General features: G+C 64.8%; 15 protein-coding genes. 8 read left to right on the plus strand and 7 right to left on the minus strand.

The window, feature by feature from the left end:
* Positions 1 to 19: 19 nt before the first annotated feature.
* Positions 20 to 319 carry a hypothetical protein gene (locus EJ078_RS05955; RefSeq protein WP_095800155.1) on the minus strand — a complete coding sequence of 100 codons (300 nt, stop codon included), beginning with the start codon at positions 317 to 319 and terminating at the stop codon, positions 20 to 22.
* A gap of 232 nt (positions 320 to 551) precedes the next feature.
* On the opposite strand from EJ078_RS05955, the gene EJ078_RS05960 reads away from it, so the two are divergent.
* Positions 552 to 938 (plus strand): ester cyclase, encoded by a 387-nt coding sequence (locus tag EJ078_RS05960; RefSeq protein ID WP_127217066.1) that lies wholly within the window; start codon positions 552 to 554, stop codon positions 936 to 938.
* A gap of 115 nt (positions 939 to 1,053) precedes the next feature.
* On the opposite strand, the gene EJ078_RS05965 is transcribed toward EJ078_RS05960, so the two are convergent.
* Entirely contained in the window at positions 1,054 to 1,461 is a 408-nt protein-coding gene (locus EJ078_RS05965; protein ID WP_095800157.1) for a DUF3168 domain-containing protein, read from the minus strand.
* Between the two features lie 152 nt (positions 1,462 to 1,613).
* Between EJ078_RS05965 and EJ078_RS05970 the strand changes: the two genes are divergently transcribed.
* Positions 1,614 to 1,877: a hypothetical protein gene (locus tag EJ078_RS05970; protein ID WP_127216247.1), complete on the plus strand. Its 264-nt coding sequence runs from the start codon at positions 1,614 to 1,616 to the stop codon at positions 1,875 to 1,877.
* A gap of 36 nt (positions 1,878 to 1,913) precedes the next feature.
* The gene (locus EJ078_RS05975; RefSeq protein WP_127403827.1) at positions 1,914 to 2,546 is read left to right on the plus strand and encodes an NAD(P)H-binding protein; all 633 of its coding nucleotides are present in this window, start codon (positions 1,914 to 1,916) and stop codon (positions 2,544 to 2,546) included.
* A gap of 2 nt (positions 2,547 to 2,548) precedes the next feature.
* Here EJ078_RS05975 and EJ078_RS05980 read toward each other — a convergent pair whose 3' ends face one another.
* Both EJ078_RS05980 and EJ078_RS05985 read right to left on the minus strand, forming a co-directional pair.
* Complete coding sequence (locus EJ078_RS05980; protein WP_127216245.1) at positions 2,549 to 4,102, minus strand: trimethylamine methyltransferase family protein; 1,554 nt, start codon at positions 4,100 to 4,102, stop codon at positions 2,549 to 2,551.
* A 12-nt stretch (positions 4,103 to 4,114) separates the two neighbouring features.
* On the minus strand, positions 4,115 to 6,526 hold the full coding sequence (locus EJ078_RS05985; protein WP_127403826.1) for an FAD-dependent oxidoreductase: 2,412 nt from the start codon (positions 6,524 to 6,526) through the stop codon (positions 4,115 to 4,117).
* Positions 6,527 to 6,639: 113 nt separating this feature from the next.
* Here EJ078_RS05985 and EJ078_RS05990 point away from each other — a divergent pair, with 113 nt between their 5' ends.
* A complete protein-coding gene (locus tag EJ078_RS05990) occupies positions 6,640 to 7,278 on the plus strand; it encodes a TetR/AcrR family transcriptional regulator (protein WP_127403825.1) in 639 nt (212 codons plus the stop codon).
* 168 nt (positions 7,279 to 7,446) lie between these two features.
* A complete protein-coding gene (locus EJ078_RS05995; RefSeq protein WP_095800162.1) occupies positions 7,447 to 9,603 on the plus strand; it encodes a penicillin-binding protein 1A in 2,157 nt (718 codons plus the stop codon).
* Positions 9,604 to 9,660: 57 nt separating this feature from the next.
* On the opposite strand, the gene EJ078_RS06000 is transcribed toward EJ078_RS05995, so the two are convergent.
* The gene (locus tag EJ078_RS06000; RefSeq protein WP_127403824.1) at positions 9,661 to 10,854 is read right to left on the minus strand and encodes a DUF930 domain-containing protein; all 1,194 of its coding nucleotides are present in this window, start codon (positions 10,852 to 10,854) and stop codon (positions 9,661 to 9,663) included.
* 272 nt (positions 10,855 to 11,126) lie between these two features.
* Between EJ078_RS06000 and EJ078_RS06005 the strand changes: the two genes are divergently transcribed.
* Together EJ078_RS06005 and EJ078_RS06010 are read left to right on the plus strand one after the other, a co-directional pair.
* Positions 11,127 to 11,711: a DUF1214 domain-containing protein gene (locus tag EJ078_RS06005; RefSeq protein WP_067320932.1), complete on the plus strand. Its 585-nt coding sequence runs from the start codon at positions 11,127 to 11,129 to the stop codon at positions 11,709 to 11,711.
* Positions 11,704 to 12,252 carry a DUF1254 domain-containing protein gene (locus EJ078_RS06010; RefSeq protein ID WP_095827182.1) on the plus strand — a complete coding sequence of 183 codons (549 nt, stop codon included), beginning with the start codon at positions 11,704 to 11,706 and terminating at the stop codon, positions 12,250 to 12,252. Before EJ078_RS06005 ends, EJ078_RS06010 begins: the two co-directional genes overlap by 8 nt.
* Before the next feature lie 9 nt (positions 12,253 to 12,261).
* Here the strand turns inward: EJ078_RS06010 and EJ078_RS06015 are convergent, their stop codons facing one another.
* A complete protein-coding gene (locus EJ078_RS06015) occupies positions 12,262 to 12,450 on the minus strand; it encodes a hypothetical protein (protein ID WP_082953733.1) in 189 nt (62 codons plus the stop codon).
* Positions 12,451 to 12,637: 187 nt separating this feature from the next.
* Here EJ078_RS06015 and EJ078_RS06020 point away from each other — a divergent pair, with 187 nt between their 5' ends.
* Positions 12,638 to 13,633 (plus strand): DUF2336 domain-containing protein, encoded by a 996-nt coding sequence (locus tag EJ078_RS06020; protein ID WP_127403823.1) that lies wholly within the window; start codon positions 12,638 to 12,640, stop codon positions 13,631 to 13,633.
* A 59-nt stretch (positions 13,634 to 13,692) separates the two neighbouring features.
* On the opposite strand, the gene EJ078_RS06025 is transcribed toward EJ078_RS06020, so the two are convergent.
* The gene (locus tag EJ078_RS06025; RefSeq protein ID WP_127403822.1) at positions 13,693 to 14,040 is read right to left on the minus strand and encodes a DUF1491 family protein; all 348 of its coding nucleotides are present in this window, start codon (positions 14,038 to 14,040) and stop codon (positions 13,693 to 13,695) included.
* Positions 14,041 to 14,100 lie beyond the last annotated feature (60 nt).

Below are 14,100 nucleotides of genomic sequence, written 5' to 3' on the forward strand. Positions count from 1 at the left end.
TGTTAAAGGGAATTGGGCGTCAGTCCAGCGGCACCACGATCTCGGTACGGCGCGGCCGCTGGCCCTCCTTGCCCGGGACCAGTACCACGATCACGCAGACCTGCTGTCCGCCGCGCGTCGCCTGCGAGGCCTTGGCGAGCGTGCCGCCGTTCTGCGCGGCGATCTGTTGGCCGATTGCATAGCAGTCGTTGGCAGCAAGCACGAGCGGCTGATCGACCGATGGCTCGACGAGCGGCATCGCCGTCGCCTGCGACGCAAAAATCCCGGCTGCGGCAAGCGCCAGCGTCGCGGCGCGAGTAAGGGAGCGGAACGTTTTCATGATCACGGTACTAACGCATTTGTGCTGAACATGAAATGAACGGTGAACGGCCGAAAATCCATGCCCGCCATACCCCCTGCCCGCGAGACGAACAAATGCGAGTCCAACTGCCTGGGCCCATCAGGACCAGCCATGGATTGATAGCCGGAAAATCACGGGCGCGGCTACGGTTTTCGCGGCTTGCATATGCTCTAATTTGCGCCGTGAAGCAGTTGAGGACGGGGAGAATGCCATGAGCCATGACGACCTTGCCAGTCTCTACAAGGACTACATTGCCTGCCTCAACGAACAGGATTGGGACAATCTCGGCCGGTTCATCGGCGACGAGGTGCAGTATAATGGCGAGACGGTGGGGCTTTCGGGCTATCGCCGCATGCTGGAAGGCGATTTTCAGGCCATTCCCGATCTGCGTTTCAACATCGAGCTTCTGGTTTCAGAGCCACCACGCGTGGCGGCCCGCCTGCATTTCGACTGCAGGCCCAAGGGCATGCTGTTCGGCCTAGCGGTGAACGGCAGGCGAGTCACCTTCGCGGAGAACGTCTTTTATGAAATCCAGGACGGGCGGATACGCGAGGTCTGGTCCGTCATCGACAAGGCCGCCATCCAGGGCCAGCTCTAGAGACGTTCATCGCTTCAAGGAAACGCGGAATTGCTCTAACTCTTTGTTTTTCCGCACTTCCGGACGGAAAACAGGTGCGCACTTTCCTGGAATTGCACAAGGAAAAGCTGGTCTCTCAGACACTTTCTTGCGTCAGCGCGCGGAAGCGCAGCAGCCCGTGGTGCACCGCGAGGTCGTCGTCATAGCGCGCCTCGGCGAATTCCAGCGACAGCCGCGTCTGGCCACGCGGGCCGATCGAGAGGGCCGCGCCGTCGAGGCGCGCCTTGATGCTGTCCATGATGAGCCGCGTCTCGGCCTCTCCCTGCGCCTTCGACCAGATGTGGAGCGTGATGAGTTGGTCGTCGTTGTCGTCGGCGCCGGTGTCCAGGTCGAAGGCGCTGGTGCGGCCATAGGTGACGTGCGGAAATGCGGCTTTGGCGTCGGCGCGCTCGAGCAGGCCGGCGCCGCCCAGCAGCGCCGACAGCGACGCATCGGTCTTCAGTCGCAGGAACAAGGCCTGCATCAAATCGCCAGGCGCCGTCATATGTGGTTCCTCTCGCCTGCCTTGTCCTCATCGCAGCGTAGCCGCCTTGCACCCGTTTCGCCAGATCGTCGGACGGCGTCTTGAGGCAATGCCATCAAGCCTTGCCGCTGATCACCGTTGCCTGATCCCTGATCACCACAGTTACGAAACGGATGACGGCGCACAGGCGCCTCATCACCGATCTCGCGGCGATAGACAAGCAAAACCGGGCGGCTGCCGAGAGTTTCGGGGGCGAGCCGCACCATGCGCGGTTCCGTTCGGCGGGCATGCAGGGCATCACGCGTGTCACGATGTGGGGCGACACGGTTTTTGAGGAAGGCGCCGCGCAGGGTCTGGTGGAGCAATGCGACTACGTCTACACAAGGCTGCTGCCCGGCTGGGGCGCCGGTCGCTTTCGCCGCAGGGCGCAAGCCTGACAGACGAGCGGGGCAGACTGGCCAGGGAGGCCGGAGATGAAACTTCTGATCTTTGGCGCCTCGGGCGCGACCGGCCGCGCGCTCGTCTCGGCGGCGCTGGCGGAAGGCCATCTGGTCACCGCCTTCGTCCGCACCCCGCGCAAGCTCGCCATCAGCCACGACCGTCTGAGCGTGATCGTCGGAGACGTCGCCGACTGCAAGGCGGTGGAGGGCGCGATTGCCGGTCACGACGCGGTGTTGAGCTGCCTCGGTGTCGGCGTGCCACTGAAGCACGACGCGGCGGTGATTGCCGGTATCGGCTTCATCGTCGAGGCGATGCAACGGAGCGGGCCAACCCGGCTCATTTATCAGTCCTTCCTCGGCGTCCGCGACAGCCGGCGGCAACTGGGGCCACTGCTCGGCGGCATCGTCGTGCCGCTCGTGCTGCGCCATGAAGCGGCGGATCACGAGGCGAAGGAAAGGCTCATCGCGCAGTCCGGCCTCGACTGGACGATCGTGCGACCGCCAAAGCTCGGCAACGGTCCAGCCATCGGCCGGTTCCGCCACGGCCACGGCATCCGGGCCAGATCCTTGTTGCCGACGCTGGCGCGCGCCGACGTGGCGGCCTTCATGCTCGATCAAGTCAGCGACAAGACCCATTCGCGTACAGCGGTTGCCCTGCTGCCTTGACCTCACGACACCGGTGCCGCGCCGCCCTCTTCGGTGCGACGTGCGATGAAATCGTCGAGCACGCCGGCGGTGGCGGCAGCGGATGCGGGCGGCTGGAAATCGGAAAGAATCCGCTTCCAGATGCCGGTGGCGCGCTCCGTCGCGGTCTTGCCGCCGGATTGCGTCCAGTTGCCGAAATTCGACCAGTCGGCCACCAGCGGTTCGTAAAAGGCGGTGCGGTAGCGGACCATGGTGTGGGCGGCCGAGAAGAAATGGCCGCCGGGCTGCACCTCGGCAATGGCGTCGAAACCAATGGCGTCGGCATCACCCGGTGTCGTGGCGCAAAGCTCGGCGACCGTCTGCAGCGCCTCGATGTCGGTAATCAGCTTTTCGAACGAGACGCTCAAGCCGCCCTCCAGCCAGCCTGCCGCATGGATGCAGACGGTGGCGCCGGCAAGCACCGAGCCCCATAGCGCGAACTGCGTCTCATGCGCCGCCTGCGCGTCGGAGACATTGGCGGCGCTGCCGCCGCCGGAACGCCAAGGCAAGCCGGTGAAGCGCGCGAGCTGGCCGGCGCCCAAGGTCGCCTTGATGTGCTCCGGCGTGCCGAAGGCCGGCGCGCCCGACTTCATGTCGACATTTGAGGAAAACGAGCCATAGACCACCGGAGCGCCGGGGCGCACGATCTGGGCGAGCGTCAGCCCCGCCAGCGCCTCCGCATGCTGCAGGGTCAGCGCGCCGGCGACCGTGATCGGCGCCATGGCGCCCGCTAGGCAGAAGGGCGTGATGATCGACACCTGGCCGAACCTGGCGAAGTCGATGATGCCTTGCGCCATCGGGATATCGAGCTGGCGCGGCGAATTGGTGTTGATGACGGTGTAGCAGTAGGCGCCGTTACGAAATTCCTCCTGCGAGAGGCCGCGCGCCAGCCGGACCATCTCGAAGCTGTCCTCGACCTGCGGTGTGCCGCGGCCGAAGACGAAGGGGAACTTGTCGGACAAGGTGAGCTGCGCGCGGCCGGTGGCAAAGTGGCGAAAGCGCGTGTCGACGTCCTGCGGCTCGATGCAGGGGCCGAGCATATGCAGCACGTCGAAATGCTGCAGCAGCTTCATGAATTCCTCGAAGGCGGCGAGCGTGCCGGGCCGCCTTCCGCGCTCGAGATCGGTAACGTTGGGGGCGCCGGAGCCGGCGAGGAATGTCATGGACCCAAGCTCGAGGATAAGGTCACGGGAGCTGGCGCCGCCATAGGCGGGGATCGAGCGCGGCGCGGACGCCAAGGCTGCCTCGACCATGTCGCGGCCGATCCGCACCATCTGGCTGTCCTCGTCGACCAGGGCGCCGGCCTTGGCAAGAATGGCGCGCGCCTCCGGCAGCAGCACCTTGATGCCGAGTTCTTCCAGCACGCGCAGCGCCGTGTCGTGGATTGCGGCGACCTGATCGTCGGAAAAGACCGGCTGCGGCAGGAAGGGGTTCTTCAGCGAACGATAGTTCGGGCGGCGGCTGGACTCGCTACCGGCCTCGCCGGTGCGTCCGCGCCGGCGTTCGCGCCTCTGATCGCGTGCGGCCTCATCAATCATGCCCAATCCTCCCTATTGCCGCATTGCCTCGCCCTTGGGGTCGTAGGGCGAGGCCGCGATGACGCGCGCCGGCCGTTCGACGCCGACAATGTGGACGGAAAGTTGCGTCCCCTCCCCGGCGAAATCGTCATCGAGCAACGCCAGGGCGACGCTCTTGCCAACCGTGTAGCCGTAGCCGCCGGAAGTGACGAAGCCGACGCGCCGGCCCTTGTGCCAGACAGGCTCGAAACCGCTGGCGTCGGCGTCGACGGCATCGACTTCCAGGGTCACGATCCGCCGGGCGACGCCCGCCTTGTGCTCCTTGAGAGCTGCTTCGCGGCCGACAAAATCGCCCTTGTCGAAGGCGACGAACCGGTCAAGGCCGGTCTGGCCGGGCGTGTAGCCTTGGGTAAACTCGCGCGACCAGATGCCGAAACTCTTCTCCAGCCGCAGCGCGTTGAGCGCGTAGTAGCCGATCTCGGCGAGACCAAGATCTTCGCCGGCGGCGAGCAGCGTCTCGCGCAGCGTCCCGTGCAGGGTGGCCGGGCAATTGATTTCGAAGCCGAGCTCGCCGGCGATCGACAGCCGGGCGACCCGGGCGCGAACCATGCCGATGTCGAACTCGGCGCAGGCCATGAACGGCAGGGTTTTGGCGGAGACGTCCTGGTGCGTGGTGCGTTCGACGACCTTCCTTGCATTCGGCCCGGTCACCAGGAAGCCGGACATCGCGTCCGAGATGTCGTTAACCGAGACGCCGTCCGCCGTGTGCGCCTCGAACCAGCGCATGTGGAATTCGCGCAGGTAATAGGAGCCCATGATCCAGTAGTCGCCGCCGCCCCAGTTGAGCACGGTAAGGTCGCCCTTCAGCCTGCCGTCATGGCCGAGCATCGGGGCAAGCTTCGCGCGCCGAGGCTTCGGCAGTTTGCAGGCAAGCAGCCGGTCGAGCCAGGCCTCGGCGCCGGGACCGGACACGGCGTAGCGCGAGAAGGCCGTGGTGTCGACGAGGCCGGCGGCGCGGCGCACCTGCAGCACCTCATCGCCAACGATGTCGAAGGCGTTGGAGCGTTTCAGCGTCGTCTCCTCGCGAAAACCCATTGGCGCGAAATAGGCCGGGATTTCCAGCCCCCATGAGGCCATCCACTCGGCGCCGGCCGCGCTCATGCCGTCATAGGCGCCGGGCCGCTTCAGCGGCCGGCCCGCCGGCAGCCGCTCGTTGGGGAAGGTCATGACGAAGCGACGGGCGTAGAACTGGCGCGTGGTTTGCCTGAGATACTCGCGGTTGGCGGCGAAGGCGCCGTAGCGGGCGATGTCCATGCCGAAGATGTCGGCCTGCGGCTCGCCGTAGATCATCCATTCGGCCAGCGACTTGCCGACGCCGCCACCCTGGCTGAAGCCGGCCATGACGCCGCAGGCGACCCAGTAGTTCTTCAAGCCACGCACCGGGCCAACCAGCGGATTGCCGTCGGGGGTGAAGGTGAAGGCGCCATTGACCCATTTGCGGATGCCCGCCTTGGCCAGGCAGGGGAAGCGCTGATACGCCTTCGAAAGCTCCGGGCTGATGCGGTCGATGTCCTCGGGGATCAGCTCGATGCCGTAGTCCCAGGGCGCACCGTCCATGTTCCAATGTTTTGGGTTCTGCTCGTAGACACCGAGCAGCACGCCTTTGCGCTCCTGCCGAAGATAGGAGAAGCCGTCGAGATCGACGGCAAGGCCGAGCTCGTTGTCCAGGGCAGTGACCTCCGGAATGTCCTCGGTGACGAAATAATGGTGCTCCATCGGCGTCACCGGCAGGTCGACGCCTGCCATGAGGCCGACCTGCTTGGCCCACAGGCCGCCGGCGTTGACGACATGCTCGGCGACAATCGCGCCCTTCTCTGTAACCACATCCCAGCCGCCGTCCGCGCGCTGCCTGAGCTCGATTACGCGGTTGCGCAGGATCACATCGGCGCCGCGCTTCTTTGCGGCGCCCGCATAGGCGTGCGTCGTGCCGTAAGGGTCGAGATGGCCTTCGTTGGAATCGTAAAGGCCACCCAGCACATCGCTGACATCGACGATCGGGCAGATCTCCTTGATCTCCTCGGGCGTCACCAGGCGGGCCGTCTCGATGCCCACCGACTGGAACACCGCCCAGGCCGATTTCAGCCATTCCCAGCGCTGCGGATCGCTTGCCATGTTGACGCCACCGGTCATGTGCAGCCCGGCATTCTGGCCGGACTCGGCCTCGATCTCGCGGTAGAGCTTGATCGTGTAGTCCTGCAGCGCCGCGACATTGGGATCGGCGTTCAGCGCATGGAAGCCGGCCGCCGCGTGCCAGGTCGAGCCGGCCGTCAACTCGGCGCGCTCGATAAGCGCCACGTCGCTCCAGCCGAAGCGCGTCAGGTGATAGAGCACCGAGGCGCCGACCACGCCTCCCCCGATGACGACTGCCCGGTAATGCGATTTCACGAGCCTCTCCCTCTCGTTGGAGAGCCTTACGATACACGTCCTGTACAGGAGTGTCTAGACACAAGTGTACAGATCGCTTGCGCGCCGCTTCCCGCCATGCCTATTGTGCGGCCATGATCATGACCGCCCCGCAGGCCGAACCGGTTCTCGGCAACATCAAGGTCACGCGCTCGGACTGGATCAATCTGGCGCTTGAGACGCTGGTTTCAGACGGTATCGAGAGCGTGCGCGTGCTCACCCTCGGCCAGAAGCTCGGCGTGTCGCGCTCGAGCTTCTACTGGTATTTCGAAAGCCGGCAGGATCTGCTCGACCAGTTGCTCAAGCATTGGCACGACACCAACACCACTGCGATCGTCGAGCGCGCCCGGCGCCCCGCCGAAACCATCATCATGGGCGTGATGAACGTATTCGAATGCTGGGCCGACGAGCGCCTCTTCGACCCGAGGCTCGATTTCGCCGTGCGCGAATGGGCGAGGCGCTCGGCAGACGTGCGGCAGATGATCGACAAGGCCGACGACGAGCGCCTCAGCGCCATCCGCGACATGTACCGCCGGCACGGCTACGACGACGAGGACGCCTTCATCCGAGCGCGTGTGCTCTACTACATGCAGATCGGCTATTACGTGCTCGACCTCAAGGAACCGGTCGAGGCCCGCGTCAGCCATCTCGCCGCCTATCTGCGCTCCTTCACCGGCCAGGAGCCGACCGAAGCGGATGTGGCGCATTTCATGCGCTTCATCGCGGCGCGCTGATGACTACCCGCCGTTCACGGCCGATTGACCTCCATTCAACAAAGCTTGTGCTGTGGCTTCGCTGCCCTTGTGAGCAGTGATAAAATGGTCGAATAGTTTGGCAGGGTGCCACCTGAAACTGCCCGCATGCTGTTTTCGGGCGAAAGCGCATTGGGGCGGAAGTCTGGAATGCCAACTCCTTCGAAACCACGCAAGAGAAGAGGCCGGATCGCCTCGGCGGCTCTTGCCGTCGATGCGTGGCTCGATTCCTCGCTCTACGAGATCAGCTTCAAAGCGCGCGAATTCTGGGAGGCCGCAACCATCTTTTCCCGCCGCTTCCGCCTGCATGGCTGGCGGCGCGCCATCATCGAGGTGCTGAGTGAAGGGTTCACCATGGGAGCCGGCGGCTTCGTGGTGCTGTTGGCGCTGGCCATGCCGGCGTTTGAGATCACCGCCGGCGATTGGCGCAACCAGGGCGATTTCGCCGTCACCTTCCTCGACCGCTACGGCAACGAGATCGGCCAGCGCGGCATCATTCAGCGCGATTCCGTGCCGGTCGACGAGATGCCGGATATCGTCATCAAGGCGGTGCTGGCGACCGAGGACCGCCGCTTCTTCGATCACTACGGCATCGACGTTCTCGGCCTGTCTCGCGCGATCTTCGAGAATGTGCGCGCCAATTCGGTGGTCCAGGGCGGCTCCAGCATCACCCAGCAGCTGGCCAAGAACCTGTTCCTGTCCAACGAGCGCACCTTGGAGCGCAAGATCAAGGAAGCTTTCCTGTCGCTCTGGCTGGAGGCCAATCTCTCCAAGAAGGAGATCCTCCAGCTCTATCTCGACCGCGCCTATATGGGCGGCGGCACGTTCGGCATCGAGGCGGCGGCGGATTTCTATTTCGGCAAGAGCGTCAAGGACCTGAACCTCGCCGAGGCGGCAATGCTGGCCGGCCTGTTCAAGGCGCCCACCAAATACGCCCCGCACATCAACCTGCCGGCCGCCCGTGCGCGCGCCAATGTGGTGCTCTCCAACCTTGTCGACGCCGGCTTCATGACCGAAGGCCAGGTGCTGCAGGCGCGGCTGCATCCGGCAGATGTCGTCGACCGCGGCGAGCAGAAGAGCCCCGACTATTTCCTCGACTGGGCCTTCGACGAGGTCAAGAAGATCGCCAAGCCCGGCCAACACTCGCTGGTCGCCCATACGACCTTCGACGCCAATATCCAGAAAGCGGCCGAAGAGTCGGTCGAATTCCATCTCCGCCAGTTCGGCAAGGAATACAACGTTACCGAGGGCGCGGTGGTGGTGATCGAGACCAACGGCGCGGTGCGCGCCATTGTCGGCGGCCGCGATTATGGCGCCAGCCAGTTCAACCGCGCCACCAAGGCGCTGCGGCAGACCGGGTCGTCGTTCAAGCCTTATGTCTATGCCACCGCGATGGAGCACGGCTTCACGCCGGACTCGGTGGTTTCCGGCGGCGCCGTCAGTTGGGGCAGTTGGTCGCCACACAATTACAATGGCGGCTCGGCCGGCAACGTCACGCTGCTCACGGCTATCGCCAAGTCGATCAACACCGTGCCGGTGCGGCTCGCCAAGGACTATCTCGGTATCGGGCCGATCAAGGCGATGGCCGAATCCATGGGTGTCGAATCGCCGCTGGAATCGCACAAGACCATGGTGCTCGGCACGTCCCTCATGACGGTGATGGACCAGGCGACAGGCTACAGCGTCTTCGCGCAGAACGGCTTCGTCGGTTCCCGGCACGGCATCACGCAGCTCGTTACCCGCACCGGCGACGTCGTCTATGACTGGGCCAAGGACGCGCCGCCGCCGCACCGTGTGCTGTCGGAAAAAGCTCTGAAATACATGAACACCATGCTGGCCGCGGTGCCGGCGATCGGCACGGCGCGGCGCGCGCAGCTTCCCAACATCGTCGTCGCGGGCAAGACCGGCACCACGCAGTCCTACCGAGACGCCTGGTTCGTCGGTTTCACCGGCAACTACACGGCCGCCGTCTGGCTCGGCAATGACGATTTCACGCCGACCAACAACATGACCGGCGGGTCGCTGCCGGCGATGGTCTGGCAGCGGCTGATGGCCTATGCACACCAGAACATCGATCTGAAGCCGATCCCTGGCCTCGATCATCCCTGGGTCGACCCGGAGGTCGCGGCCAAGGCCGAGGAAGAGGCGAAGAAGGAGGCCGCCGATGCCGCGGCGCAGGCAGAGGCCGAGCGCCCGCCAGTGCTTTCCAGCCGCACCACGCAGACGCTGAGGGCAATGACCAAAGCCTTCCAGGCGGCACCCGCTCTCAACGCACCTACCCTGCCGGAGACGCTGTCCGCGCTTTGAACCTTCGTTCGACGCATGCGCTTGCCCCGAAACCGGTCCCACTTTCGAGTGAAATACTTAGCGGAGACTAGGCAATCTCAGCCCGGCCCATTCGCCGGGTGGGATCTCAGCCCCGACACGGAAGTTGAACGACAAGACCCTTGTCGCATCGGCGTCGACCTCGCACCGGAAGCTTAGGCGGTACCATGTGGTTGCCGTGCTGAAGGCGGCCACCGGAGGGTTAAGAACATTGCCCACCTTCAGCGGAATGGATGGCAGCCATTTGGGAGAATAGGAGGCGCCCTGCAATTCCTCGTTCAAAACGCTGCCGCAAAGGTTGGCAACCCGCTGGTCGCGAGGCACCTCGCTCATAGAGCTTGTGGCCAGCGCATCGCCGGTAGCGCCCTGCGAATAGAGCTTTCGAACACCCGGAAGGCCGGAATAGATCGGCGACGCAGGAACGGCGGCGTTGGTAGAACCTGGCGTTCCGGCGCTCTTGCTTCGGGACTTCGAGACCTTTGCGGGCCTGAACTTCAGCGCATTTGCTTGCTTGGGCTTTTGCTTTTCGGCCGGCGCCGGAAGATCGACTTTACCACCGCTCTTGGCATCCATCGGCGTCGGCGCCGCGGCTGTTTGCTTTTCGGCGGTTGGCGCTCCTGCCTCTTGCTTGGCTGCCTGCTGTTTGTCCGTGTCCTGGGCTGCCTTCTCCTCACTTTGGGCGGGCTCGGCGTCCGTCGCGGCGGTTACCGGCTTCTCGTCAGCCGTGCTGTGATCTGCCGGCTGATCGGCATCGGCCGGCGCGGCGGATTGCTTCTGTGCAGGCTTCGCCACGGCAGGCGGCTTCGTATCGTTGTCCTTGGCCGGCGACGGCGTGTTGTCCCGGTTGCCGGCTCCATCCAGGGATTTCCTGGGGCCGGTATCCTTGTTGCCGTATTGGAAAACGGGCTTTAGCACCGCGATCGGCGGTGGCTTCGGCGGTTGCTTTTCCGGCACTGGAGGCTTTTCGACTTTTTGCTCGGGCGGTTTTTCGGCTTTCGGTTCCGGGGGCTTCTCGGCCTTGAGTTCGTTCGGCTGCGGTGCGGGCGGAGGCTTCGGCTTAGGTTGCTCGGGCGGAGGCACAAGCGCGACATTGACCGGCTGTTCCTCATCCGGCTGTTGGGCGGGCTTGGGCAAGGTATAGACCAGAAACGCTGCGATCAGCGCATGCAGCATCAGCGATGCGGGCAAAGCCCACGCCAAATTCCGACGCCGCTCTCCTGTCTCGCCCTTCATCCCGACCGATGTGGAACGAAATGGCGGCGGCTGCAAGCACAGGCATCGGATCGGCGCCTGACAAGTCAGTGATTGGATGGCCACGTGCAGCGCCGCCGAGAATCAGAAGGGGCGCGGTGCGGACTTGTCCGTGACAGGCCGGTCGCCGACATGGGAACGTCATACTACTGCAGGCCGCAACCACCTGAATATCGCCATGCCCAAGGCAAGCCGGCTTGCCACGAGGCCCCGCGCCGCGATATCCCGGGCAACCTCCTCAGTTCCGGCCTTCCATGCTCAAGACCGTCTCCCTCACGCTGCTTTCGCTTGCCATGGCCATCGGCCTTGGCGGCGGCAGCGTCTGGTACGCGCTCAACGCGCAGGACGGCGTCGGCGCGATCCGCATCGGCCAATGGACAGCTTTTCCTGAAATCGGCACGGAAGGCTCCGACCCCTACTCCAAAGCGCGCGTGGCGCGTGAGGGCGTGCTGGCGCTCGGCCGGGCGGAGGGGTTGTCCTTCGTCGCCGAGCGCGACGCAGCCGGCCAGCCGCTGAAGCGGGAATGCGCCTATTCGATCGAAGGCGGCTACCCGACGGCCCGGTTCTGGACGCTTTATGCCGCCGACCAGTCGCTCGGCGTCATCGACACCGGCAAGGCGAGACAGGCGGCCCTGCAATCCTACGAAGTGCTGCGCCGGCCCGACAATTCGGTCGTCATCTCCGTCGGCGACCGCCCTGCCCCGGGCAACTGGCTGCTGACGGCCGGCTTCGGCAAGATGTATTTCGTGCTGACCTTCTACGACACGCCGATCGCGAGCAGCACCGGGCTTTCCGACGTGACGCTGCCGCGCATTTTGAAGGCGGGCTGCCATGCGTAGCCTGCTGCACGCCCTGGTCCTCGGTCTGCTCGGCGCCGGCATCGTGCATATCGCGGTGCTGTTTTTGGTGCCGGAATTTTCCGAGCGCGATGCCTGGTCGCGGCTGGCAATGGCCTCCGACCTCTACAAGATGACGCGCCTGGACGCGGAGGCCGGCGGTGCACCTGTGGTGAAGTCGGTCGACCCCATGTTCTACGCGGCCGCCTGCCGCTTCAATCTCGCCGACGGGCTGGTGCGGATCCGGGCGCCCGGCAACGTGCCGTTCTGGTCGGCTTCGGTCTATGACCGCAGCGGCCATAACATCTATTCCTTCAACGACCACAATGCGAACAGCGAAAAGCTCGATGCCGTGGTGCTGACACCGGCGCAGATGATCGACGTGCGGCGCGATCTTCCCGAGGACTTGCAGGGCGCGATCTTTGTCGAGGCGCCGATCGAGGAGGGAATCTTTGTCGTCCGCGCCTTCGTGCCGGACGATAGCTGGAAGCCGATCGTGTCGCGCTTTCTCGAACAGAGTGCCTGCGAGCTGCAGGAATACTGAAGAGTCAGCTCAGTGATGCGGCACTAGTGGCCGTGGCGACCCAGGCTTGTCCGGGCCGTCCGGACGCGCCGCGCCGACCTGCGGCTGTGGCTCATAGCGGACGCCGGGGAAGATGATGACAGCCGCTGCCGTGTCGGTGTCGTGGGTTACTCGATTGACGGGTGCCGCTCGCGGCACGAAAGACAAGACCATGCCCATGGTTCGCGTATTCCTCTCGGTTTGACCGGAGCACAACGCAACGCCTCCAAAGTCGATTAAGGCGGGCAGAGGGTTAACGGAGCGCTAACGGATCGCGGCTAATTTGATGTTTGTTCCCTGGAGACGCGAAACCGGCCCGGCCGGAGGCGCGGGGCCGGGTCTGTGTCGAGTATCGGGCGTATCCTCCGTGTCTTCTTCGGATTTCAGGCACATCGCTATCCGGACCGAAGCGGGAAAAGCCGAAAGGCTGTTCCGCGCCGCCGTGTCGGCCTTCTGCTCGCTGACGCGCCCGTCGCGGCGCGAAATCGCCCAACTCGAGGATCTGACGCTGCCGCTGTTCGACGAAGTGTCGGTCGAATCGCGCCGCTATGTCGCCGCCGCCCTTTCCGAATGCGAATATGCGCCGGCCGCGTTGGTGCGGCGGCTGGCCGAGGAGCCGGTCGAGATCGCGGCGCCGCTGCTTACCCGCTCGAACGCGCTGAGCGACATCGACCTCATCGCGCTGATCGGCCGCCATGGCCTGCCGCACGCGCGCGCAATCGCTCGCCGCAAGGAACTCAACGCAACCATCGCCCACCTGATCCGCGCGCTGGAGAAGCCGACGCTGGTCAACACGCGGCCGCCGGAGACGGTCACGAAGATCGCGCCGGTGAAACCGGCCGCTTCCGCAACAGAAGACAACCGCCCGGATCCCGGCGTGTCTGAGGAAAGCGCGCGGCGACGCCTGCGCTCGATGATGCGGCCCGCCGGCGAAAGTGCCGCTGTCAACCTGTTCCTCGGACAGCCGACTTATCTGAAGCTGCGCGAGACGGCGCTGACGGGCAACCTTGCTTTCTTCCAGACGGCGCTTGCCGATGCGCTCGACATCGATTTTGCCACAGCCCGCTCGATCACCGAGCAATCGGGCTACGCAGCGCTGCTTGCGGCGCTCAAGGCGCTCGACCTAAGCGAAGACAGGGCCTTCCTGATCGCGGTCGCGGTCCATCCTGGCGAGTTTCCGCATCCCCAGGCAATCCGTCTGTTCCTCGACCGCTATCGGCTGCTGCATCGCGAGGCAGCGCTCGACAAGGTGCGGGCCTGGAAAGCCGAAACGCTGTCTCGGGCGATCCGCGGCAATGCCATCGAGACAGGGCGCCACGCATCGAACAGCGATGACAAGGCCGCCGGCCGCAAGGCGTCCTGACCCAATTCCAGGGAAGTGCACAGCGTTTCCGTGGCCGGTCGGGACGCGGGCCGCCGCCTCTATTCCGCCTTCACGGACACAAGCTCCGCGACCGGAACGGAGCCGGCCTCGATCTCGACCACCCAGATGTCGGGATCGAATCTCTTTTCCTTTTCCAGCCTTGCATCAAATGCCGAGCTATCGTCGCCAGAATCGAGCAAGGTGAAGAAGCGCTCGTCGGGCTTGGCCGAATCGTAGCTCGTTTGCGGCGCCGGTCCGTACAGAGCCACCTCGCCCAGCCGGCCGCGAGACAACACGAAGACGGCGCCGGCCTCGGTCGCGCCGCGCTTGACCACGGCAGCAAAACCGCCGGCGGTGAAGACACGGCGCAGAAGGGCCGATACCCACAGATCGGTAGTCACGCGCATGGCAGGGTTCCGGATGGCATGCCCGGTTCCTTACAGCATCGGCAATGGAACCGAAAAGCC

Source organism: Mesorhizobium sp. M1A.F.Ca.IN.022.06.1.1 (assembly GCF_003952605.1).
GTDB lineage: Bacteria > Pseudomonadota > Alphaproteobacteria > Rhizobiales > Rhizobiaceae > Mesorhizobium.